Below are 24,377 nucleotides of genomic sequence, written 5' to 3'. Positions count from 1 at the left end.
TGACACAGACGCTCCCAAACAAATTGATTGGGGAGAAGCGTCTGATGAATTTCAAGAACTTTACCATTTCCGTCGTACTCGCGTGCCTCATGGGAGCTCAGGCGCACGCACAATTTTCAGGCGATGCCGTCAAGGTCGGCGTGCTCACGGACATGTCGGGCATCGTCTCGGACGCGACAGGCGCGGGCTCCGTTCTCGCCGCGCAACTGGCTGCAGAAGAATTCGGCGACCGCATCGGCGGCAAGCCCGTGCAAGTCATATTCGCCGATCATCAGCTCAGGCCGGACCTTTCCGCCAGCATCGCACGCAAATGGTACGAGCAGGATGGCGTGGACGTCATCGCTGATATTCCTAATTCAGCGGCTGCGATTGCCGTTCAGGAAATTGCCCGGGGTCAGGGACGCATGGTCCTGTTCTCGTCGCCGGGCACGACCGCACTCACCAATCAGTTCTGCTCTCCAAACAGCGTCGCCTGGACATATGACACCTATGCACTCGCACGTGGGACGGCAAAAGCCGTCGTTGAGAGCGGTGGAAAAAGCTGGTACTTCGTGACCGCTGACTATGCATTCGGTCACCAGCTTCAGAAGGATGCAAGTGCGGTAATCCAGGCCCAGGGCGGCAAGGTGCTGGGATCATCCGCTCATCCGCAAGCGACGTCGGATTTTGCATCTTTTCTGCTGCAGGCGCAGGCTTCCAAGGCAAACATCGTCGGTCTCGCCAACGCCGCCGGCGACACAGTCGCGACCATCAAGCAGGCCGGAGAGTTCGGCCTCACGGCCGGTGGCCAGCGGATGGCAGCCATGATGCTCCTTCTAACCGACGTTCACTCGCTGGGGCTCAATGTCACTCAGGGAACGTTCCTCACCACGCCATACTATTGGGACCTCAACGACGCTACCCGGGCCTGGTCGGACAAGTTCGCCGCACGCCGCAAGGGCAAGCGCCCGACCTTCATGCAGATCGGTGTCTACGAGTCCGTACGCCACTATCTGCAGGCGGTGGAAGCCATCGGCAGCGACGATCCGACCAAGGTGATGGCCAAGATGCGCGCCACGCCGATCGAGAGTGCCTTCACGCAGGGCGCAACGATCCGCGCGGATGGTCGCGTGCTTCGCGACATGTATCTGGCCGAGGTCAAGGCACCCAAGGACTCCAAGGGTGAATGGGACCTCTACAACATCGTCCGCAAGATCCCGGCGCAGGATGTGACGATCCCGCTTTCCGAGAGCAGCTGTTCTCTCGTCAAGAATTGAAACTTCCCATCAACGGCACATCAGGAGCCTCCATGACGACCTCTGAAAACGACTGGCAATATCCCTATGGCACCAAGCAGCGCTATCATCTGCAGCATGTCCATCTGTTCGCATCCGACATCGACGCGACCATGGACTACTACAAGAATTGGTTCGATGCCGAGGTGATGTGGGACGGCGATGTCGCCGGCGCGCGCAACGTTTTCATCAAGGTTGGCATCGGCGCCCTGCATCTCTACGATCAGAAGCCCCGCGGCGACGGCAAGAACGCAGTCCATCACCTCGGCATGCAGGTCGTCGGCATCGACGATCTCTATGACCGCATGGTCGCTGCCGGCCTACATGTCCCGAACCCGATTCGGCGCCTCGGTGGCGAGGGCGGTTATTTCATGGTCGGCGCGCCTGACGGCGTCGTGATCGAGATCTTCGAGCCCGGCAGAGTGCGCGAAGCGATAGTTCGCAAGTATTACGGCTTTGAGGGGTAAGGTCTGTGGGAAGCTCGAACGACCAAGCATCGATTGCCGATCTCATTGCCGAGCAGATTGCGGTCGATCCAGGCAAGCACGCGCTGACCTTTGTAGATATCGGTGCTAACGGCGAGCTCCTCGCACAACGCAGATCCTATGCCGAGCTTCAACAGAGCGGCGCCTCGCTTGCCGCGAGGCTCACTGCACTGGGTCTCGGCAAGGGCGATACCTTCGCCCTCATGATGGCGAACCATCCAGAATTCGTCGAAGCGATGATCGCGGCCGCCATGATCGGCGCGATCTTCGTTCCGATCGATCCCCGGACCATGGGTGAGAAGCTCGACTACATGCTGTCCCACGCCGAGTGCCGCGGGGTGATCTGCACGTCCGAATGCGCCCACGCCATCGCCAGGCTTGGCCAGACCCGTCTGTCCTGGGCCGTGGTGGTCACGGATCAGGGTGAAATGCCGTCGTCAATCGCGCCGGTGAGCCTGACCTACGACGCCGCCTTGCTCGACGTCGGTTCGCCGTCGCCCATCGAGGTCACGGCCGCCGACATCATGATGCTGATGTTCACATCGGGAACCACGGGCAACCCCAAAGCCGTGGCGGTCTCGCACGGTGCCTATATGAGCCGCGCGCGCGGAATGCACGGCATCGACCTCCAGGCGAGCGACGTGCTCTATACCGGGCTGTCCCTGACGCATATCAACGCACAGGGAACGCTGCGTATCGGACTGACGACCGGCCTCCCTCTCGTCATCAGCCGCAAATTCAGCAAGTCGCATCTCTGGAACATCTGCCGCACCCACGGCTGCACGATATTCAGTCTGCTCGGCGGCATGATCCCCGAAATCTACAGCATTCCCGAGCGAGCAGATGATGCGGATAATCCGGTGCGCCTGATCATCAGCGCCGGCATGCCGGCCGATCTCTGGCCGGAATATGAACGCCGCTACGGGATCAAGATCTGCGAGATCTATGGTTCAACCGAAGGCGGCGGAGCGCTCACCAATCCGGCGGATGCCGGCCCTCGCGGCAGCCTCGGAAAGCCGCCGCCGGGTCTGAAAGCGGCCGTCTTCGACAGCGAAGGCCAGCGATGCGCAGCGCTTCAGCCGGGCGAGCTTCGCTTCCGGCGTCTGGACGGCGAGCCTATCACCATCAGCTATTTCAAGGACCGGGCAGCGAGCGAAGCCAAGACCATAGATGGCTGGTTCCGGACCGGCGACGTCGTGCACGAGGATGTGGACGGCTGGTTCTTCTTCCACTACCGCGTCGGCGGCGGCATCCGGCGCAACGGGGATTTCGTCAACACGGCCGTCGTCGAGGCCGCGCTCATCAAATCCGGCCTGGTCTCCGATGTCTTCGTCTATGGCGTCACCACGAAGCAAAACGTTGCGGGAGAGAAAACCCTGGTCGCCGCGGTGGTCCCCCGCGGGCCTGAATTCAACGAAGCCGCGCTAAAGGCCTATTGCGCGACGGCTTTACAGAAGGCAGATGTTCCCGAGATTATCCAGATCCTCGACGAGATTCCCAAAACCATCTCGGAGAAGCCCATCGAGCGCGCCTGTATCGACCGCTTACGCGCGGATGGGCTTCTGGTCGCATGAAGTCAGCGCGTCCGCTGTTTCATGCGTCCAGATGCAGAAGGTTAGGCTCCGCTTGCCGGACAATCGATATATTCCTTCGCGCCGCCGTAGTAGGACTCGCGCGGCGGGCATGGTCAGGAGAGACGACATAGTCTCCTGCTGCATAACCTGCTGGACCACACCCAGGAAGACTTCCTCCATCACCTTCGTCTTTCCCCGATGCCGACGCGAGTGTAATTTCCTATCTGTCGGGTGAAGGGCTGAAACGTCATGCTGTTGGTGATCATCGGCGACCGCTGTTCCGAAATCTTTCGTGAGGAACGACCCTACCTCTCCCGAAACGCTTTTGCGATCTGGTCGTGCAACGGCTTCACCAGATAGGACAGAACTGTTCGATCTTCGGTACGGACGAAAGCCTCGACCGGCATGCCTGGCAGCAGTTTGAGGCCGGCGAGCTTCGATAGCTCGGCCGACGAAAGGGATACCCTGGCAAGATAATAACTTACGCCCGTCTTTTGATCTTGAGAAATATCGGCGGAAATCCGGCTGAGTGAGCCCACGATTTCCGGTGTTGTTCGTTGATTGAACGCTGAAAACCTAAGGTTCACCGACTGCCCTAGGCGGATCTGGTCGATGTCCTGAGGGGCGATCCGGATTTCCACGGTGAGGGCGTCATTCTCGGGAACAATCAACATGAGCGGCTCGCTGGGTCCGATAACGCCGCCGACCGTATGCACTGTGAGTTGATGTACGTTTCCGTTCTGTGGCGACCGGAGATCGATGCGTTTCAACTGGTCTTCCGCCGCGACCTTTCGTTCGACGAGCTCCGCTGACTTTCCCTGAATCTCTCGCAACTCCTTGGCAACCTCACTGCGTAGATCTTGATCGATCTGGATGATCTGCAGCTCTGTTTCTGCCTTCTTGCCCTTCGCCTGGGCCGCGCTTGCAACGTACTGGTTGCTGTCGCCATCTAGTCGCACGGCCTCTCGCTCGAGCATCATGACCCGGTTAATCGGCACCAGCTTCTTGTCCCAGAGATCCCGGAGGCCAACGAGCTCGCGGTTGACGAACTCGATCTCGCGACGCTTGGAAGCTGACTGCCCGGAAAGACCAGATATCTCCTCCTGCAACTGTAGGATCCGCTCACGCAACTGAGCAGTCTGTCCCGCACGCGCCGACTTGCGCAGTTCAAACAGCCGTCGCTCTCCAGCGATCACACCCGCGAGCTCATACTGGTCCTGCTGAGCGACAAGCTCTGGGGGAAAGACAACGCTTTCTGCCCCGTCGCGCTCTGCCTCCAGTCTGGCCTGGCGGACCACCATTTCGTTGAGGCTCTTGATCACGATGGCCAGGTTGGCGCGCGTTACCGTCTCATCGAGCCGGATCACAACGTCTCCCTCACGCACCCGGTCGCCGTCCTTCACCCGGATCTCCCCGATGACGCCGCCAGTCGGGTGCTGGACCTTCTTGACCTCGGACTCGACGACAAGCACTCCTGAGGTCACCACGGCGCCGGAAAGCTCTGTGAACGCAGCCCAGCCCCCGACGCCGACCACGAGCAGGAGGAGCACCGCCCCGCCCCAAATCCCATGGGCGCGGACCGATCGATCGGCAGGTGTCCAATCGCTTCGCTTCACGTTAGCCTGGGTCATGCGCGTCGCCCTGCGTCCACAACCGCTGGCCCAGCCCGTAAAGCCGGTCGCGCGGGTTCCAGGACCTGTTTCAGGACTTCATCCTTCGGCCCGAAGTTTTGCACCTGCCCATTCGACATCATCAGGACGAGATCGACTGCCGCGAGCGCAGCCGGGCGATGTGCGACGACAATGACGATACCTCCCCGCTTTCGAACCCCAGCGATTGCCTTTGTAAGCGCTTGGTCACCTTCCGCATCGAGGTTCGAATTGGGTTCGTCTAACACAACCAGGAACGGCGAACCGTAGAGCGCCCGGGCCAAAGCCACGCGCTGCCGCTGGCCCGCAGAGAGAGCGGACCCGCCTTCCCCGATCTTCGTGTCGTAGCCTTCCGGAAGGCGCAGGATCATGTCGTGTATCGCCGCTTGATTTGCGGCATCGATAACGGCGGCTGGATCTGCCTCAGCCGCAAACCTTGCAATGTTCTCTGCGATCGTGCCGTCGAACAGCTCGACGTCCTGAGGCACATAGCCGATATGGGCCCCCAAAGCCTCAAGCTCCCACTGCTCTAAGGCGGCCCCGTCGATTCTGATCTTGCCGCGCGCGGCCTGCCAAACGCCGACCATCGAGCGGGCAAGGCTAGACTTGCCTGACGCGCTCGGCCCGATGATGCCAAGCCCCTGACCTGCCTCTAGCTTAAAGGTCGCGTTCTGCACCACCAGCCGCTGGACGCCCGGTGGCGCCACGCTAATTCCCTCGACAGACAGGGACGTATGCGGTGCAGGCAGCGCCATCGGCGCTCCCATCGCTCCAAGCTTGTCGATCACTCCCGTCAGGCGGCGCCAGCTCTGCCTCGCGGCCGCAAAATTCTTCCAGTGCGCGATGGCAAGCTCGACCGGCGCCAAGGCCCTCGACGTCAGGATCGAACTGGCGATGATGACCCCACCTGACGCCTGCTGATTGATGACGAGATAGGCACCCACGGCCAGCACCATCGACTGGAGCAGCATTCGCAGCACTCGCGAAGTCGCACCCAGACCGCCGCCGACATCGGAGGCCTTTTGCTGAGCATCCAGATAACGGTCGTTGGAGGTGGACCAACGGGCAGACATCCTCTTCGTCATGCCCATGGAGCGAAGGACCTCCGCATTGCGCCGACTTCCCTCCGCCATTGCCATCCGGACGGAGCCGAATCCGGACGATGATTTGACGGGATCCCGCGTGAGTACCTCCGTGCAGATGGTGAGCACGACCAGAAGGATCGCCCCGACGAGAGCCGTTATGCCGATCCAGAAATGGAAGACAAAGCAGAGGCCCAGATAGAGGGGCATCCACGGCAGATCGAAAAGAGCCGTCGGTCCCAAACTCGACAGAAAGCTCCTAACCTGATCCAGGTCGCGGACGGGCTGAAGGCCGTCCTTGCCGCCGCTCGGTCCCAAGGGAAGCTCAACAATCGCTTGGTAGGCGTATGAACTCAGCCGCTCGTCGATTCCGCGAGCCGTGCGGATCAACAACCTCTGGCGGATGAAATCCAAAATCCCTTGAAAACCATACAGCATCGTCACAAGCACGATCAACCCAAGCAACGTAGGAATGCTGCGGCTTGGAATCACCCGATCATAGACCTGCAACATGAAGAATGAGCCGGTCAACATCAGAAGGTTTATCGCGCCCGTGAAGACCCCGATGGCGAGAAAGGCCCGGCGGCAAGCCGCCGCCGCTCCCTTCACTGCGTCGCTGATACGAGTCGGCGGATTACCCGCTTCTGCTTTACTCACTACTTCCCACCAGCGTTAGTTATGCGACCCGGAAATCGTCCACGTGCAGGTTCGCCAAAGCGACGTTTTGCAGCAGAACGGTCGTTGACGCATCTATCGTAATAATCGTGTCACTCCCTTGGGCACTTGCCGCAGCGAATGCGGCCTCCGCATCGGCGAACAATCCGTCCCCGAATTCGAGCTTGTCGTGCCCCACGCTGAAATCGGAGATGCTGTCCTGACCAAAGCCAGCCCTAAACACGAATAGATCGTCACCAGCGCCGCCCGACAATGCATCGTTACCCGCACCGCCGGAAATGGTGTCATTCCAGCCCGTACCCGAAATCGTATCGTTGCTAGTGGTCCCGTGGATCCAGGCCGCCGCATCAGTGATCTGACTGCCCTCCCAAACCGTTCCATCGGCAAAATGCACCTGCTCGATCCGCGGATGGCCATCGAATTGGCCCTCGACCATGAGTTCTTCGTTTGACGAATTAATCTTGATGAAGAGATCGCTGCCCGATCGGCCAAATGTAACGTCCGAAACTGCGAGCGCAGAGAGATGCACCACATCGATCCCGGAATCGGTACCCGCCTCAAGGATCAAGTCGTTACCTGAACCCACCCCAAACTTGTAAGTGTCCCCGCCGCCCAAACCGCGAAGGGTGTCGTTGCCGCCGAGTCCGTTGAATGCATCTTCTTCGAAAGCGCCTGTCAGCGTTTCAGACTCCGCAGTTCCATCCAACGTCACGCCAGCAACCTCAGTATGAGCACTATTTTCTGTTACGGTTAGCGATGCAACGCCTGGCTCGAACTCCCCGATATCCATCGTGCTGCCATCGCTGAACTGGAGTTGCTGGATCGCGCTTGACGTTCCCCCTTCATGGGCCGTTAAGCCCTCGTAGACCAGAATTTGGTCGTCAGTATCTCTTACAAGGATTATGAGATTCGAACCGGCCGTTTGAAGTATTATATCGTCGGCCGATATTCCTGGCGCGAACTTGATGACGCCGGTGCCGCCATTTGCCCAGATATAGCTCTGCCCCCCGCTGTATAGAACAGTGGTCTGGCCGACAGTGTCGAAGCCCCAGCCTGACCCTGAGACCATCTCGAAGACGTCGTCCCCATAGATGCTGCCGTCATAAACTGAAGTGCTGGTTCCAACCCAAGTAAAGGTGATGGGTGATCCGAGCCCTGGCGCGGGCTGCCCGATATTCATCGTGCTGCCATCGCTGAACTTGAGCTGCTGGATCGCGCTCGACGTTCCCCATTCGTTAACCGTCAGATCACCGCTTATACGGATGCTGTCTTCGGTCCCCCGCACGAGAATTATAAGATCCGAACCTTCAGATTGAAGGATGATATCACCGGCAGATATTCCGGCTCCAAACTGAATGATACCTGTGGCTCCGTTTGGATCGATATTGTTTTGACCTCCGCCGAATACAACTGTGTTTTGGCCATCGTTCTCATTGTTAAATGTGAGGTTCGTCCCGGGAGGCAGCTCAAAAACATTATTCCCGTAAATGCTTCCGCTGCCCGGCTCCAACCACGTGAACGTAATGGACGATCCAACGCCTGCCGCAGGCTGCCCGATATCGATCGTGCTGCCATCGCTGAACTGGAATTGCTGGATCGCGCTCGACGTTCCCCATTCATTGAGCGCCAGGCCGCCATAGATCTGAATTCGGTCTTCGGTGCCTCTTATGAGGATCATGAGATCTGACCCGGCCGATTGAAGTATTACATCGTCGGCCGATATTCCTGGACCGAACTTGATGATGCCGGTGCCGCCATTCGCCCAGATATAGCTCTGTCCCCCGCCATACAGAACAGTGGTCTTGCCGCCCGTGTCGAAGCCCCAGCCTGACCCTGGGACCATCTCGAAGACGTCGTCCCCATAGATGCTGCCGTTATAAACCGAAGTGCTGGTGCCAACCCAGGTGAACGTGATCGGCGATCCAACGCCTGCCGCAGGCTGCCCGATATCCATCGTGCTTCCGTCGCTGAACTGGAGTTGTTGAATCGCACTCGACGTTCCCCAGTCATTGGCTGTTAGGCCGCCATAGATCTGGAGGCGGTCGTCCGTCCCCCTGACGAGAATTACGAGATCCGAACCTTCGGATTGAAGGATGACATCGCTCGCCGATATGCTTGGCCCGAACTTGACGACACCTGTCCCCCCGTTGGCCCAGATATAACTCTGCCCACCATTGAATAGAGCAGTCGTTTGACCACCGGCGGTGTCGAAGCCCCAGCCTGATCCCGACACGATCTCGAAGATGTCATTCCCGTAGATGCTTCCATTATAAACTGAGGTGTCCGTTCCAACCCACGTAAACGTGATTGGTGATCCAAGCCCTGGCGCAGGCTGCCCGATATCCATCGTGCTGCCGTCGCTGAAGCGCAGCTGCTGAATCGCGCTGGACACCCCCCAATCATTGATCGTCAAGCCACCACCATAGATTTGGATGCGATCGTCCGTACCTCTCACGCGAATTACAAGATCCGAGCCTTCAGATTGAAGGATGATGTCACTGGCGGATATTCCAGCACCGAACTGGATGACGCCTGTTGCTCCATTTGCATTGATGTCATTTTGACCTCCGCCGAATACAACGGTGTTCTGGCCAGTGTTAGCGCTGTTGAATGTAAGGCTCGCACCCGAAGCTATCTCAAAAACGTTGTTCCCGTAGGTGCTTCCGTTACCAGCCTCAAGCCAGGTGAACGTGATTGGTGATCCGACGCCTGGCGCAGGCTGCCCGATGTCCATCGTGCTGCCGTCACTGAACTGGAATTGCTGGATTGCGCTCGATGCTCCCCAGTCATTTAGCGCCAAACCTTCATAGACCAGAATTTGGTCGTCAGTATCTCTTATGAGGATTATGAGGTTCGAACCGACCGACTGGAGTATTATATCGTCGGCTGATATTCCTGGCGCAAACTTGATGACACCGGTGCCACCATTTGCCCAGATATAGCTCTGCCCCCCGCCGTATAGAACAGTGGTCTGGCCGGACGTGTCGAAGCCCCAGCCTGACCCTGAGACCATCTCGAAGACGTCGTCACCATAGATACTGCCGTTATAGACTGAAGTGTCCGTTCCAACCCACGTAAACGTAATTGGCGACCCGACGCCTGGCGCAGGCTGCCCGATATTCATCGTGCTGCCATCGCTGAACTTGAGTTGTTGGATTGCGCTCGACGTTCCCCAGTCGTTAATCGTCAGATCACCACCTATGCGGATGCTGTCTGCGGTCCCCCGCACGAGGATCACTAGATCCGATCCATCGGATTGCAGCAGGATATCGCTGGCAGCAATCGATGAATCAAAGCTTATGGAACTGAAATCCCCTTGTATGTTGACCTGTCCATCACCACGAGCGAACAGGTAGCTCTCACCTTCGCCACCCTCTGTCAGCGCCATCGTCAGCGTCTTGTCGAAGGTCAGCCCGCCCTGATCGACGACGCGTACCGTGATCGCATGCGAGGTCGCGGTCCCATAATCGAGCAGCGAGCCGTTGGCGACGGTGATAGCACCAGTGCTTGCATCAATCGCGAACCGCCCCCCGGCATTGTCGATCAGCGAATAGGTCAGTATTGCGCCGGCATCCGGATCCGCGCCGGCTACCGTCCCCACCACTGTGCCATTCGCCGCATTCTCGGCCACCGAGCCGCCGGTCAGCGTCGCATTGCTGGGCGCCTCGTTGACGTTGGTCACGGCGACGGTAAACGTCTTGTCGAAGATCAAACCGCCTTGGTCGGTGACGCGAACGACGATGCCATGCGATGTCGCCGTCTCGTAATCCAGCAGCGTTCCATTGGCCACGGTGATCTGCCCCGTTGCCGAATTGATCGCAAAACGACCGCCCGCATTGTCGGTCAACGCATAAGTAAATGTCGCTCCGGTATCCGGATCGATGCCTGCCACGGTTCCGACCGCTGTGCCATTGGCTGCATTCTCCCCAACGGCCCCACCGGTCAATGTCGCGTTGGTCGGCGCCTCGTTGAGGTTTGTCACATTGAGTGTGAGGGATTTATCGAAGGTCAGACCGCTCTGATCCGTCACACGTACCGTCACCGCGTGCGACGTCGCGCTCTCGTAATTCAACAGCCCGCTGTTCGCCACTGTAATCTGGCCGCTGGCGGAATTGATTGCGAACCGTCCACCCGCATCGTCGCTCAGCGAGTAAGTGAGCGTCGCCCCCGCATCCGGATCTATACCTGCCGCCGTTCCGACCACCGTGCCGTTTGCCGCATTCTCCGCAACCGATCCTCCGGTCAGCGTCGTATTGGTCGGCGCTTCGTTGACATTGGTCACGGTCAGCGTGAACGTCTTATCGAAGCTCAAGCCGCCCTGATCCACCACCCGTACCGTCACGCCATGGGAGGTCGCACCCTCGTAATTCAGCAGTGTGCCGTTTGCGACCGTGATCTGCCCGGTCGATGCATTGATCGCAAACCGCCCGCCTGCATTGTCGGTCAGTGCGTAGGAAAGCACCGCACCGGCATCCGGATCGACGCCGGTCACCATACCGACCACCGTACCATTCGCCGCGTTCTCCGCAATCGTCCCGCCAGTCAACGTCGCATTGCTCGGCGCGTGATTGCCGCTGTCGCTCACATCCGAGACCGCGATCGAATAGGTTTTGTCGATAGTCAGACCGCCCTGATCCGTGACCCGGGCAGTGATCGTGTGCGAGGTCGCCGTCTCAAAGTCCAGCAGCGCCCCATTGGCCACCGTGATCTGGCCGGTCGTCGCATTGATTGCGAAACGCCCCCCGGCATTGTCGACCAGCGAATAGCTGAACGTTGTTCCCGCGTCGGGATCGACACCGCCCAGTGTTCCGACCACCGTCCCGTTTGCCGAATTCTCAGCAACGGCGCCCCCCGTGAGCACCGCATTAGTGGGAGCTTCGTTGACGTTGTAAACTGTGACGCTGAACGTCTTATCAATGCTCAGCCCACCCTGGTCCGTGATACGAACTGAGAGATCATGCGCTACAGCACTCTCATAATTGAGTAGGGCGCCATTGGCGACCGTGATCAGGCCGGTGGCGGCGTTGATGATGAACCGCCCGCCTGCACTATCGAGCAACGTATAGGTGAATGTCGCACCGGCATCGGGATCGATGCCGTAAACCGTGCCGACGGCGGTGCCATTCGCAGCGTTCTCGTAAACGGCGGCAAACAGTGTTCCTCCCGTCGGCGCGTGATTGCCGGCACGGTTTGCGATGGCCGTCCGGTCCCAGACCGTACGATCACTGAACAGTATCTCCTCGATACCTAAACTGCCGTTGTTACTGAACTGGTCGGTAATGGTGATTTCCGCGCCGCTCGCATTGACGTGGACGATGAGATCGTTGCCCGACTTCCGCAGGCTGATCTGCGACGCCGTGAAGTCGCGCAGTTTCAGTGTGTCCGTATCGCTCTCGCTATTGACCTCGGTGATGACATCGTTGCCGTCCCCCGCATGGTAGATGTAGATGTCCTCGCCATATCCGCCTGATATGGTGTCGTTTCCAGCCTTCGAATCGAACGTCTCGGCGAATTCGGTACCGGTTATCGTTTCGGATGCGGTCGTTCCGCTCACCAAGCGTGCGTCGGCAGCGGCTGCCTGCGCATTAGCTAGAATCGTGGCGTAGTTCCAAACCGTATTATCGGAGAAACGGATCTGGTCTGCACTGTATTGGGCACCGATCAGCCGTCCCTCCAGCACCACCTTGCCGTCGGTGCTGCTGGATGCGGTCGTAATGATGAGGTCGTTTTCATTCCCCGCCCGGACGATCCTTACATCGGCGGCTGAGATATCAGCAAGCTGAAGCGTATCGACATCCCCAACAAGACCCGCGTCCTGGATGATTTTGATGTCGGGCGCCCGCCAGAAAACATAGGTGTCGTTGCCGGCACCGCCAATCAGTGTGTCGTTGCCGCGTCCGCCATCGAGTGTATCGTTGCCGAGACCGGTGCTGATGGTTTCACGGGCCATGAAGCCGATGACGCTATCGTTGCCGCTAGTCGAATTCTGCTCCAGATAGCGCGCGCCAAGGCTGGCACCTGACCATGAGGCGAAATCACCGTCGAACTGAATCGAGACAAATTCGTCGGCTTCGAAGCCGAATTCGGCGCCTGCGACAATCAGCTTGTCCGTGGTTCCCGCAATCGAGAAGACGGTGTCGATGACCCTGTGATTATTGGCGTCGAAATAGCTCGACCTTGACAGCCGGATGTCGGTTGATGAGACGCTGCTGTTGAACGCGATCCGGTCAACGACGTTCTGGAAGATGCCGTCAAGCCTGTCGTAGATAGTGTCTATTCCGTAGCCGCGACCAAACACATAGGTGTCCGCGCCAGAGTGGCCATAAAGTTGGTCATCACCGGCACCGCCATCCAGAATATCCGCACGGTTCGGGAAGCCGTGGAGAACATCGTTTCCTGGGGTCGAGGTCAGGAAGGTCGTGATCAATGACGTCGGTGTCCAGACCGTACCGTCCACGAAACGGAACTCCTCGATGGTCGGGTAGAAAATGCCATCGGCACTCGTGTTGAACTCCCACTGGACTGTCAGGACTTCGCCCGTCGTCGTGAAGGTCAGATAAAGCTGGTAACCGGCCGCCTCGTTTCCGTACGGGCCGATATGCGACAATGTTACGTCTTGTGCACGAATGCCCGCTCCGAACTCGACGACATCGAAACTGGTGATCGTGTATTCAGAGATGACGTCGTTGCCATCGCCCAGATTCCACACATAGGTGTCATTGCCGTCCATCCCCTGCAGGAGGTCATTTCCTTTTCGGCCGATAACGCGCTCGTTCGCCGCGGTACCGGTCAGGGTCTCGCTCGCATCTGTGCCTTGGATCAGGTTGCCGGGATTGACCAGTTCATCGATCTGCGCACGGGTCATGACCGTCCCGTCCGCGAATTCGAAACGATCGATACCGCCGGATTGATCGTTGAAGATCGTGTACTGGCGATACAACCTGATGCTGTCGCTAGTCCCTGCGATCTCGATCAGCAAGCTTCCAGCCTCGGCCGAGCCAGAAAATGAATAGGGATCTTCGGTATTTCGCGTGAACAACAAGTCGCTCGGCCTGATGCCGGCACCGAACTTCAGTGTGTCGAATCCGTTGCCGCCGGACGGATCGCTGCTGTCGATGATCCGATCACGGCCATCGCCGAGATTGAAGACATATGTATCGTTGCCTTCCCAGCCATAAAGGTCGTCGTCGCCGGTGCCGCCAATGAGCGTGTCGTCGCCATCCAGACCGAGCAACCGGTCATTTCCGCTCCCGCCCGACAAGACGTTGCCCGACCCATCACCGACGAGAAGGTCCGCCCCATTACCGCCGCTGGTGAAAAATCCCGTGAGATAGGCAGCGCTCCAGACCGTCCCGTCCGCGAAGCGCACTTCCGAAATGGTATGGCCGGCATTCTGGCTCGGATTATTGAGTTGCTGGTACTGTAGCAATACCGAGTCGTTGGATCCGGCTACGGTCAGCAGGAGATCGAACTTGGAATAGCTCTCTATGATAGTTTGATCTCTGGAGTAGTAATATATCCCGCTACCTCCGAACTCCGGGAATGAATATACCAATTGTACCGAGATGTCCGATGGAGCGATCCCCGCGCCAAAGCGGATGATGTCATCCCTCGTAGAGACGGGACGACCCGGCTGATCGGTGTAGCTTCCGGATATTGTATCGTGGCCGAAGCCACGATCAAACATGTAGGTGTCGATCCCTTCCCGCCCCTGCAAAATGTCGTCGCCACCGAGACCCAAGACCGTGTCCGGCCCGGCTGTCCCTCTCAGGCTGTCGGCGCCCTCCGTTCCAAGCACAAGCGTCCCCGGATTCGGGCCTCTAACGGCGATGTTCAGAATCGTAGTGGTGATGGCGCCGTCAGAATCCGTGGCAGTCAAGGCGACGCGATAGATATGAACGCCTTCGTTCTCACCGACAGAGTACTGATCCGGCGTACCCGAGAAAGTTCGTGTTAACGGATCGAAGGTCATCCAAGTCGGAAGAGCCGATCCGTTCTCCATGCGCGCCGTAAGGCTGACGCCACCACGGTCATCCGAGAAGGTTTCGGCGGGAACCGAGAAAGTGAAATGCTGGAGGGGATCGACTGCAATTCCCGCGAGCGGGTGCCGTACGACGGGCGCATCGTTGACGCCATCAACGATGATGTACATGTCACGCTGGACGCTGGCACCCGAACTGTCCTTCGCAACAACTCGGATATTGAGCATTCCCACATCCGGATCGTCAGGTGTCCCGGAGAATGTGCGCGTCGCAGCATTGAAGGTCAGCCAAGCCGGCAGCGGCGCGCCATTGGCCAGTGTCGCCGTGAGGGTCAGCGTATCGCCAACATCGATGTCAGTGAAGAGGTTTTGGGGAATCGTATAGCTGAAGGCGCTGTCCTCATGGGCGACGAAGCTTTCCAGCGCGCCATTGGCTTGCGGAGCGTCATTGACGTTCCCGACGTTCAGCGTGAAGTTTGCTGCGACCGACGATCCCAAAATGTCGGTCGCAGTGATGCGTATCGTATACTGAGCGACGTCGCCATTCGCCGGTGTGCCGGAGAACAGCCCCGTCACGGGGTCGAGCGTGAGCCAGGTCGGGAGCGCCGCGCCGCTCAGAAGCTTGGCGGTGTATCGCAGCCGGTCGCCCGAGGTACTGTCCGAGAAGGCATTCGTGGGGATCTGGAACGTAAATGCAGTATCTTCGGTTGCCGTCCGCGTTCCGATGGCAGTGCCGACGGTCGGCGCGGTGTTTCCCGTCGTGCCGACGAATATCCCGAAACGTGTCGTCGTCGTGGCGGTCCCGTCCGACGCGGTAATGGCGATATCGAGTGCGCCTCGGTTGGTCGTTGTCGGCGTGCCCGAGAATGTCCGCGTTGCAGCATTGAACGTCAGCCAGGAGGGCAGCGCGGCGCCGCTTCCCAACGTCGCCGTGTAGGTCAGCGTTTGCGTTGACACCCCGGGCAAACCATTGTCCGGGTCGACAAACTGGTTGGCTGCGAACTGGAACGAGAAGGCCGATCCGACCGTGGCCGTTTTGTTGGTGATCAAGGTCGCCAACACCGGCGCATCATTGACATTGGTGACGTTGATAGTGAAGTCCGCGCTCGCGGTATCGCCAGTGCCGTCGATCGCGGCGAGTCGCACCTGGATTGGCGTGCCAACATCGGCGTTGGCCGGCGTTCCCGTAAAAGTAGTTCCATCGAAACGAAGCCAGGTCGGCAATGCCGTCCCGTCCGCGCGCGTCGCTTTCAGGACCAGAGTGTCTCCGACATCGCTGTCGGCAAAGGTATTGGCCGGCACGGCAAAGGTGAACAGGGCATTCTGCGCGACGGTCTTGCTGCCGATCGACGTCACCAGCGTCGGCGCATGGTTCGCGGCCATCGCCTCGATATCCGCCAGGAACAGCACGGTATGATCGGTCAGGACAATCTCGCCGATCTTCGCCCCGCCGGCTGCAAAATGATCCTTTACCGTTATGCGGTCGGTGGTGCCGCGGATTCCGATGACCAGATCGTTCGGATTGCTGCCATGGGCGAAATCGAGATCGGCAATCGTAATGCCAGCTCCGAATTCGATGCGGTCGAGCCCGAATCCAGCCCCGGTGTCCGCGATCGTGTCCTGACCGTCGCCGCGATTGAAGACATAGACGTCGGCACCGTCTTTGCCGTCGATCGTATCGTTTCCAGTATTGCCGACGATGCGATCGGCGGCGCTCGACCCCTTAATAGTGTCAGCACCTGTCGTCTGCGAGAGCACCATGATCTTCTGATCGATATCGACACGCCCCCACATCGTGCCGTCCACAAATTGGATCGCTTCGATCCCGTTCGAACCTCCCGCCAGTTGGCCCTTGATCGTGACCGTCTCGCCCGCTCCGATATCAACGACCAGGTCGGTCGCATCGACCGAGCCCTTCCGCAAACTCACCTGCGAGGTCGTGATACCAGTGCCGAGCTTCAGTTTATCCGCACCGCCCGTTGCAAGTTCGACAATCGTTTCCTGTCCATCGCCGCGGTTGAAGATATAACTGTCCGCACCGGCACCACCGGTCAGGGTATCGTTGCCAAGGCCACCGGAAAGTGCGTCGTCGAGGAATGTGCCCACGATCGTGTCGGCACCGCTCGTGGCTTTCGCCGCCAGAGCCTTGTTCGCGAGATCGGCTTTCCTCCAGACCGTTCCATCCGCGAACACCACGCCGTCGACGCCGCCGTTGGCGCCGGCAAACACACCTTTGAGCGTGACAATGTCTGTGGCAGACAGGGTAAGGATCGCATCATTCGCATCGGTGGCGGATCGGGTTACGACAACATTGGCCGGGCGAATGCCTGCACCGAATTCCAACCAATCGGTTGTGCCGGCAGAATCCGAGATGACGTCCTGGCCATCCCCCGTGTTGAAGATGTAGCGGTCATTGCCGGAGCCGCCATTGAGCGTATCGTTGCCGGCGCCGCCGATGACGACGTCGTCGGTATCCTCGAAGCCCGCAATAGTATCGTTGCCGACGCTGCCAGCCTGGGACATCACCCTGATTTTCAGATCTGCTGACGACCAGACAGTCCCATCCTCGAACCGAATGCTGTCGAGGCCGTTGAAGCCATTGCCGAACTGTTCGGTCACATCGATACGATCGGTGCCCGAGGTAAATGCGATCCTCAGATCGACACCGCCCGTCCCGGCACGGGACAGGATCACCTCTGCTGGCGTATATCCGTTCAGCACAAGATCGTCGGTCCCCGACTTGAAGAAAGGTCTTGGACTGTTGACGCGATCCTGTCCGTCCCCCTTGAAGAAGACATAGGTGTTGCCTTGGTCGCTGCCCGTCAGGGTGTCATTCCCTCGCCCGCCATACACAAGACTGGTATTGTTGGTGACCGGGCTAGGCACCACGTTGTCCACGCCTGCCGTGGCGCCCGATAGCCCGTCCAGAATCTGAGCAGCCGTCACCGTGACTGAACCGATCACGATGCTGTTGAGAATGCCGGCGCCCAGGAAGTCCTTGATGGTGATCTGGTCGGACGGTGTTGCGACAAAATTAAGAACGAGATCGGTGCCGTTCAAGGAATATTGGACATCTGCCGCCGTAATGCCACCGCCCAGCACTAACGTCTCGGTCTCGCCTGAAAGCCTGTCGACGCTGGCACGTACCGTGTCCTGACCGTCACCGCGGTTGAAGACATAGGAGTCATTGCCGATGCCACCGATCAACACATCCGCACCGGCACCGCCGGTCAGCGTATCGTTGCCGAGGTTACCGTTGAGCGTGTCGTTGTCGGCGCCGCCGTTGAGCTGATCATCGCCACTTTCGCCGTAGAGCGTATCGGCGCCGGCATCACCGGTGACCGTGTCATTGCCCGTACCAGCATAGACGATGTCGTTCCCACCACCGCCGCCGAGATTGTCGACGCCCGCGCCGCCGAGGAGAATATCATTGCCGGCACCGCCGGCGACGATATCATCGCCGTCGCCGGCATAGACCAGATCGTCGCCATCGCCTGCTTGAACCGTATCCACCCCCGCCCCGGCCATGATTCTGTCGCCGGTGGCCGTACCGGTCATCGAATCTGCCGAAGCCGTTCCATTGATCACATTGGTTGCGATCGCCATCCGGTCGGCAATCGCATTGATCTGGTTGTAGGCGAGCATGGTGCCGTCCTGGAACAGGACGTTTTCGATACTGCCACCCGGCGGGACGCTGTATCTGGTGATCGTCACCTGATCGGTCGATCCTATGCGGGAAATCAGCAGATCGTTGGATCCGGTGCGAGCGATCGTGAAGTCAGCGAGATTATAAGCCGTGAACTCGATGCGATCGCGATGCGAATCAACGTCCTCGGGGGGATAGTTGAACTCGTTGGTCGCGTCGTGCACGACGTCCTGGCCAAACGCCGAACCAAACCGGTAGATCACGGTGCCGCGACCAGTAAGCGTGTCGTTGCCGGCTCCGCCGTCCAGAATATCCCTGCCGCCGTTTCCTTCAATCGTATCGTTTCCGTTACCGCCATTGATGACGTCGGCCGCAATGGTTCCCACGATGTTGTCGTTTCCGCCGGTCATCAGCGGATTCAAATAGCGCTGATTGATATCCGCTTGGGTCCAGACCGTGCCGTCGGCGAACACGATCCTGAGGCCCAGATCGACTCCGACGTTCGGCGAACTAATCGTGATGGTGCCGCCATTGGCGCCGTCCACGGTGATGACCAAAGCCTGCGACATCGTGAGGCTGACGTCCGACGTCGCTATTCCCGACCCGAACGCGATTTGGGTAAGGTTCTTGTCCTCCAGAGAACGATAGGCGAAGCCGTCGTCGCCATCACCCCGGTTCCATACGAAGGTGTCGTTGCCCCCATTGCCGTAGACGACATCGTCGCCAAGGCCGCCCTGGAATGTCTCGTCATTCGGCGAACCCAATATCTCGTCGGCGGAGCTGGTGGCGGCCTGCGCCGCGTACATGCGCAGCAGATCTTCGCGACTCCAGATTACCCCGTTGTCGAACACAATGCGCAGCGGCCCTATTGAATTCATGTCCTCAATGGGATCTCCGAAGAACTGCACATAGCTGTTGCGGAAGGTGATCTGATCGTCCGTCCCCGCGATCCTGATCACCATGTCGCCGACGAGGCCCTTGTTTGGATACATAGGGTCGATACGCAGCATCGGCCGCAAGATCATGATGTCGGACGGCAAGATGCCCGGTCCGAGCCTCAAGGTGTCGGAATTGAACGCCGACGCAATAATGTCCTGGCCATCCCCGCGATTGAAGATGAAGGTATCGTTGCCGTTGTTCTTGTTCTCGATGTAGAATTGATCATTGCCGCGACCGCCGATGAAGACGTCGTCGCCGGCCTCGTCGACAATGATGTCGTCGCCATCGCCGCCGGCGATGTGATCGTCCCCGAGGCCGCCACGTATAGTGTCGCTACCCGCACCACCATCGACGATATCATTGCCATCGCCCGCATCAATGGTATCGGCACCGCCGTACGCATTGATGACGTCGTCCCCACCCTGCCCATTAATCCGCTCGTTTATATCAATACCATCGAGAACGTCTGCTCCCGCGGTACCTTCTATAAGCGTCAGCGCCACCCCACCGACTTCTTCCGGCACCACTGACAGATCTGGCTCATCGGCTGAATTGGCAGGCGTGAACTTTCCGATCACGCTTTCGAACGTCCAGAGCGCCTGTTGTTCCGGGGAGAGCGCGGACCAGTCCTTGATCAGGATCGTATCGCCCTGTCCATAGGTGATCAGAAGATCCTGATTGCCGCCGCTTCCGGCCACCAGCTGTTTCGTGATCAACGACACGTCGAGACCTTCGACAAATCGGATTACGCCGCCCTCAGGGGACAGGTCTTCAATGGTATCGTGGCCGTCGCCCACCGCGAAGACATAAATGTCGACGCCCTCCTCCCCGAGCAGATAGTCATCGCCGGCGTATCCGCGCAGCAGATCCGCGCCCGCACCGCCAGCGATGTCGTTGTCCGCCTCGTTCCCGACGCGCACCAGTGAGATCGGCCCGTCGCCCTCACCGTCGTCGTTCGCCTCGACTGCACGCGCCACAACGGGCGGGACCGGCTGGTCTTTTGCCACGATACCGACCTCGGCAAGACGCGCACGTATCACGTCCAGCGACAAGGTTTGCCAAGAATCCACCTTTCCGTTCTTGTTCGTGCCGCTGTCTAGTCCCTGACCATAGGCGTACTGGTTGATCTGGATGCCGTAGTCGCCCTGCTTCCAATTATTGATGACGATCGTCTGGTTCGCACCGTCAACCGACGGATTGAGCGTGATGGTGAGCTTGCGCGATCCATCTCCAGCCAGCGGCCCGAGGTCATAGCGCTCGCCATACGCGCCGACGATCGTCTGCGTATAAGCGCTGATCCACTTGTCGACGAAGCTTGCGAACTGCGTGTAAAGGATCGGGACGAATGCAAATCCGGCCAGGCTACCGCTGATGCCGCTGAAGAATTTCATGGTCGCTGCAAATTGCGCATCGATCCACCGCTGGACTTGGTCGGCGCTGGCCTCGGTCGGAAATATCTGCTTGCTGTTTGCCGCCCAGACGGCCTTCACGTCGCCGTTATTGCGATAGTCGAACTTGTCAAGATCGAACGTCGCGCCGCCGACGAGCTGATGGCCGTTGACGATAATGATGGCATTGCCGCGCTCCTTCTGGTCGAAATCGGAGGCGGTCGTCAACGTCTGCACCTGCGTCCCAGTCGGAGCGCCGGTGGCATCCTTAGTCAAAAATTCGAGTTTGAGGAAAGCTCCCTTCTTCAGTGTCTCCGGCGCAGACGGTGGCGGCGCCGCCTCTATCACTCTCTCGACGTTGTTATTCCCCTGCGCGAGGACGACGGTGATATTGTAACCTTTCGCGGCTTCCGACATCTTCACGAAGTCATCGCCGCTTCGCAGTTCGATTCGCTCGATGCCGATCAACGTATCCGCTCGGTTGCCCGCCGCGGCATAGGACACTTGGACTCCAAATCCGTTGGATACGTTGGCGATGCGCGAGCCGTTCAGGCTGAGGCCGATGTTTGCAAAGTTGCTGCCGTAGACCGCTGTGTCGATACCTTCGCCACCGAGGAACGTCACAGAGTCGTTGTCTGTCGGCCCGGTGCGTGCAACGTAGCGATCGTCGCCGGCACCGCCGATGATGAAATCCTTCCCGCCTCCGCCCTCGAACACGTCCTTGCCGTCACCACCGAGCATGAAGTCACGCTGCGACGAGCCTTTGATCGTGTCGGCTCCGCCGCCACCAATTATGACGTGGGCGCGCGTCGCGTCGCCGGTGACGGCGGCTGCGTCGTAGATCAATGCTCGATCGGCCGCCCCTCCGCCTCCGGCCTGAACAACGAGCACCTGCCAGTCCGACAGCGCCTTTATTCCATCTTTAACCTGTCGCGTACTCGCACCAAGCAGATTAGCGAGCGCAGCGAAATCACCGAGCGTAATATTAGCACCAAGAGTCGATATTAGGGCTTTCTCAGCAGAATCGGCGATAATGAAATTGATATCGCGAACTCCGAAGAGCTGCGCCAGCGAATTGGCGTCGAGCTTCTCCTTCTGTGCCGCCCCACCGGGGGCCGAGATATTCGTGAGGTCCACGCGAACATACGGCGCCGTGGGTCCGTTGGCATCGCCAGCACCAAAGACATTCAAGCCAGTACTGCTAACCACCGAACCTGCTGCGGTGCTCAATGCATCGCGGACGACTTGCAGTCCCAGTTTAATCACGCCAGAATGAACGGAGAGCGCGTCGGCGGCTGTTGGCGACTTACCGTCCCCTACAGCTCCCGTTGACAGCCATTTGCCGAATCGAGCGTGAAATTCTGAATAGAAATTCAAATCCGATACCAACGCCCTCAACATCGCCCCGGAGTCAGGACCTGTCGACGTGTTGTCCGTTGTCGGCGTGTTCATCCGACCGGTTATTCCCTGATTGACAAGAAACGCGTTCCGCAATGTGGCGTCGTTTGTGAGAAGTCCTTGCTCACCACCGATCGGCTTTGACGTCCAACCCGATTCGTCATTCGTGAGTGCATCAGTACGTGCTAGAAGCGCATGCAAACTAATGCTGTGCTTGGCCAGAGACTCGTTGAAGCCAGACCCACCACCTATTGTGAATGGCACTTCCGGCGATGGATCAAAATGATTGACGCCAATAAGGCCCGATACGAAGGACGATGCCGAGGCGCCGGTCTGAGTGAACTTTTGTAGTATCTCATCGTTTAGGGCGTAAGAGTGGATCTTCGCATAACCATTCGCAACGAGTGCGTCACGTGCCGCTTTTGCAACATCATAAGTTTGACGTTGGGCTTGATAAGCGGGATCGTTGAAGTCCGGAAGACCGTTCGCACCCGTTGGCGGATTTGGTGGACCGGCGAGTAGCACACTGGCTTTGTCTGACGCCAGTCCCTCCGGAATGAAGCTCCCCCTGTCGCTCGTTGCCTTAAATGGCGCCGACGCGAATACATAGGCGTCCTTGTCGTATTTCGCAGCCATCAGGCCCGCCAGCCCGCCTCCGAGTGAATGACCAGTGAAAACAACGCTTCCGAACGCAGGATCGTTTCTGAACGACTCCACGAAAGAGAGAGCCGCCTGCAATTGCGTCGCTTGCGGGTCTCCGAGAAGACCGAGCGGAAGATTGCCTTGGAACCAATCTTTGCTATCTGATGCTGAGAAATCCGTGCCTCGAAAGGCGATAACGAGCTTTCCGTCGACCTTCCACGCCTCGGCATACATTCCCGTTTCGGAGTTCACCGACGTCAGGAATTCGACCTTCGGCAGACTACTGAACTTGATGTCAATATTGTCCGTCGTTCGCGAATAGACTCGATCACTGAGCAGCGCATAGATCGTTTCTTGCTTCATTGCATCCTCGCAAGCTCATGGGTCAGTGGAAAAGGAAAGTAGTCTGGCAGCCAGAGATATTGATCGCGATCGACGATCATCGCGCCAGGCGCGGTCCAGATTGCGCCGGGCAAGGTCCCGACAAGTTGGCCGTCGATGAAGAAACGTTGATCGACGGGGCGAACCTCGCGGGCAGGACCCGAGCTTTTGAAGTAGTAGCTCCACATGTCGCGGTAGCAGTAGGCAAAGCCGTGATCGGCCCCGTTCGCTGTGTCGAAGTTGATGTCGAGCGTCTGTTGGGTCCGCAGCCGGTCGCTGGCCCAAGGATAGCCTGTGTCGACACGATAAGGAATCCGCAGACCCCGCCCTGACGCGATATCCGACGACAGTGCAACGATATGGCCGATACCGGATGCCCGGTTGACGCCGAGTGCTTGCGAGAAATTCGGCTGGGCACCGGGTATTTCACGGTCCCATTGCGGATTGTTTCGAGCTCGACCCATCTCCTCCGGATATTTCTCACGCAGTGCGTTGACTGTCGGCCAATCGAGCAGCCAGTAGTGCGGCTTCTCGGCCGGCCAGCGCTCATGTATTGCCGCCTGCGCAGCGACCGGAATTGGCACGCGCAGCACGGCATGGCATGATATCTCACGCATTAGTTCAGTTCGGGGATCTCCCTTTGGGAAAAACCCTTCACCATGGAAGAATTCGCCTTTCTTGCCATACTCATCGTCACGATTATTTAGTGGGACGATGTTGTCTTTCCATCTGGACAGGCGCCAGGCCTCGTAGTCGGACTTTGTCGCTTCAGTGAATGTCGCCTTGTGAAAGGCGAGCTTCGAAACGGGCTGCAGATAGGCCTGCTCGTTCAGATAGGCCACCATAAATTCGAGATTGCCGGCATCAGGAGTCCAGAACACGACCGGCAGGAAATCTGCGGGCATCGGCTGCTGGTCGAGTTTGCGGCCGCAGATGTTCGGGCTCTGCACGAGCACGCCCTCGCCATTGCCGGCGCGGATTCCGAAAATGTAGGGAGCCCAGATGGAGCGCGCGCTTCGCGCCTCGCCGAGAATCTGCCGAACCTCAGACCCGCATCCGATCACAACATCGATCGTGAGCGGCTGGCCTGCATGGGATAGCTCAACGACCATCCGGTAGAACCAACCGAATTTGACCGTGTCTCGCCCGGTCGGCTCGCATCCGGTAGTAACGAGAGCGAGGCCAGCTAGGACGACTATCAGTAAGATACGCGCAGCGGCAGAACACGTTGGTGCTACCGAAGAATGTATTGCCGCCATTGAG

General features: G+C 58.8%; 7 protein-coding genes. 3 read left to right on the top strand and 4 right to left on the bottom strand.

Annotation, left to right across the window (positions count from 1 at the left end):
• The first annotated feature begins 44 nt into the window (after nt 1-44).
• The 3 genes from AB7951_RS11945 to AB7951_RS11935 are packed head-to-tail and all read left to right on the top strand — an operon-like array spanning nt 45 to nt 3,333.
• Nucleotides 45-1,256, top strand: a complete 1,212-nt coding sequence (locus AB7951_RS11945; RefSeq protein ID WP_439066543.1) for an ABC transporter substrate-binding protein — start codon at nt 45-47, stop codon at nt 1,254-1,256.
• 32 nt (nt 1,257-1,288) lie between these two features.
• Nucleotides 1,289-1,741: a VOC family protein gene (locus tag AB7951_RS11940; RefSeq protein ID WP_439066544.1), complete on the top strand. Its 453-nt coding sequence runs from the start codon at nt 1,289-1,291 to the stop codon at nt 1,739-1,741.
• 5 nt (nt 1,742-1,746) lie between these two features.
• Nucleotides 1,747-3,333, top strand: coding sequence for an AMP-binding protein (locus tag AB7951_RS11935; protein ID WP_439066545.1), 1,587 nt, complete (start codon nt 1,747-1,749; stop codon nt 3,331-3,333).
• Nucleotides 3,334-3,638: 305 nt separating this feature from the next.
• Here AB7951_RS11935 and AB7951_RS11930 read toward each other — a convergent pair whose 3' ends face one another.
• The 4 genes from AB7951_RS11930 to AB7951_RS11915 are packed head-to-tail and all read right to left on the bottom strand — an operon-like array spanning nt 3,639 to nt 24,226.
• Nucleotides 3,639-4,964, bottom strand: coding sequence for an HlyD family type I secretion periplasmic adaptor subunit (locus tag AB7951_RS11930; RefSeq protein WP_439066546.1), 1,326 nt, complete (start codon nt 4,962-4,964; stop codon nt 3,639-3,641).
• Nucleotides 4,961-6,721 carry a type I secretion system permease/ATPase gene (locus AB7951_RS11925; protein ID WP_441255791.1) on the bottom strand — a complete coding sequence of 587 codons (1,761 nt, stop codon included), beginning with the start codon at nt 6,719-6,721 and terminating at the stop codon, nt 4,961-4,963. The genes AB7951_RS11930 and AB7951_RS11925 overlap by 4 nt, the downstream gene beginning before the upstream one ends.
• 19 nt (nt 6,722-6,740) lie before the next feature.
• Nucleotides 6,741-23,096, bottom strand: coding sequence for a calcium-binding protein (locus tag AB7951_RS11920; protein WP_441255790.1), 16,356 nt, complete (start codon nt 23,094-23,096; stop codon nt 6,741-6,743).
• Nucleotides 23,093-24,226: a hypothetical protein gene (locus tag AB7951_RS11915; RefSeq protein WP_441255789.1), complete on the bottom strand. Its 1,134-nt coding sequence runs from the start codon at nt 24,224-24,226 to the stop codon at nt 23,093-23,095. The genes AB7951_RS11920 and AB7951_RS11915 overlap by 4 nt, the downstream gene beginning before the upstream one ends.
• Between the last annotated feature and the right edge of the window lie 151 nt (nt 24,227-24,377).

Origin of the sequence: Tardiphaga sp. 285_C5_N1_2, assembly GCF_052076065.1 — a bacterium.
Lineage (GTDB): Bacteria > Pseudomonadota > Alphaproteobacteria > Rhizobiales > Xanthobacteraceae > Tardiphaga > Tardiphaga robiniae.
This window is presented reverse-complemented; position numbering and strand designations above follow the sequence as displayed.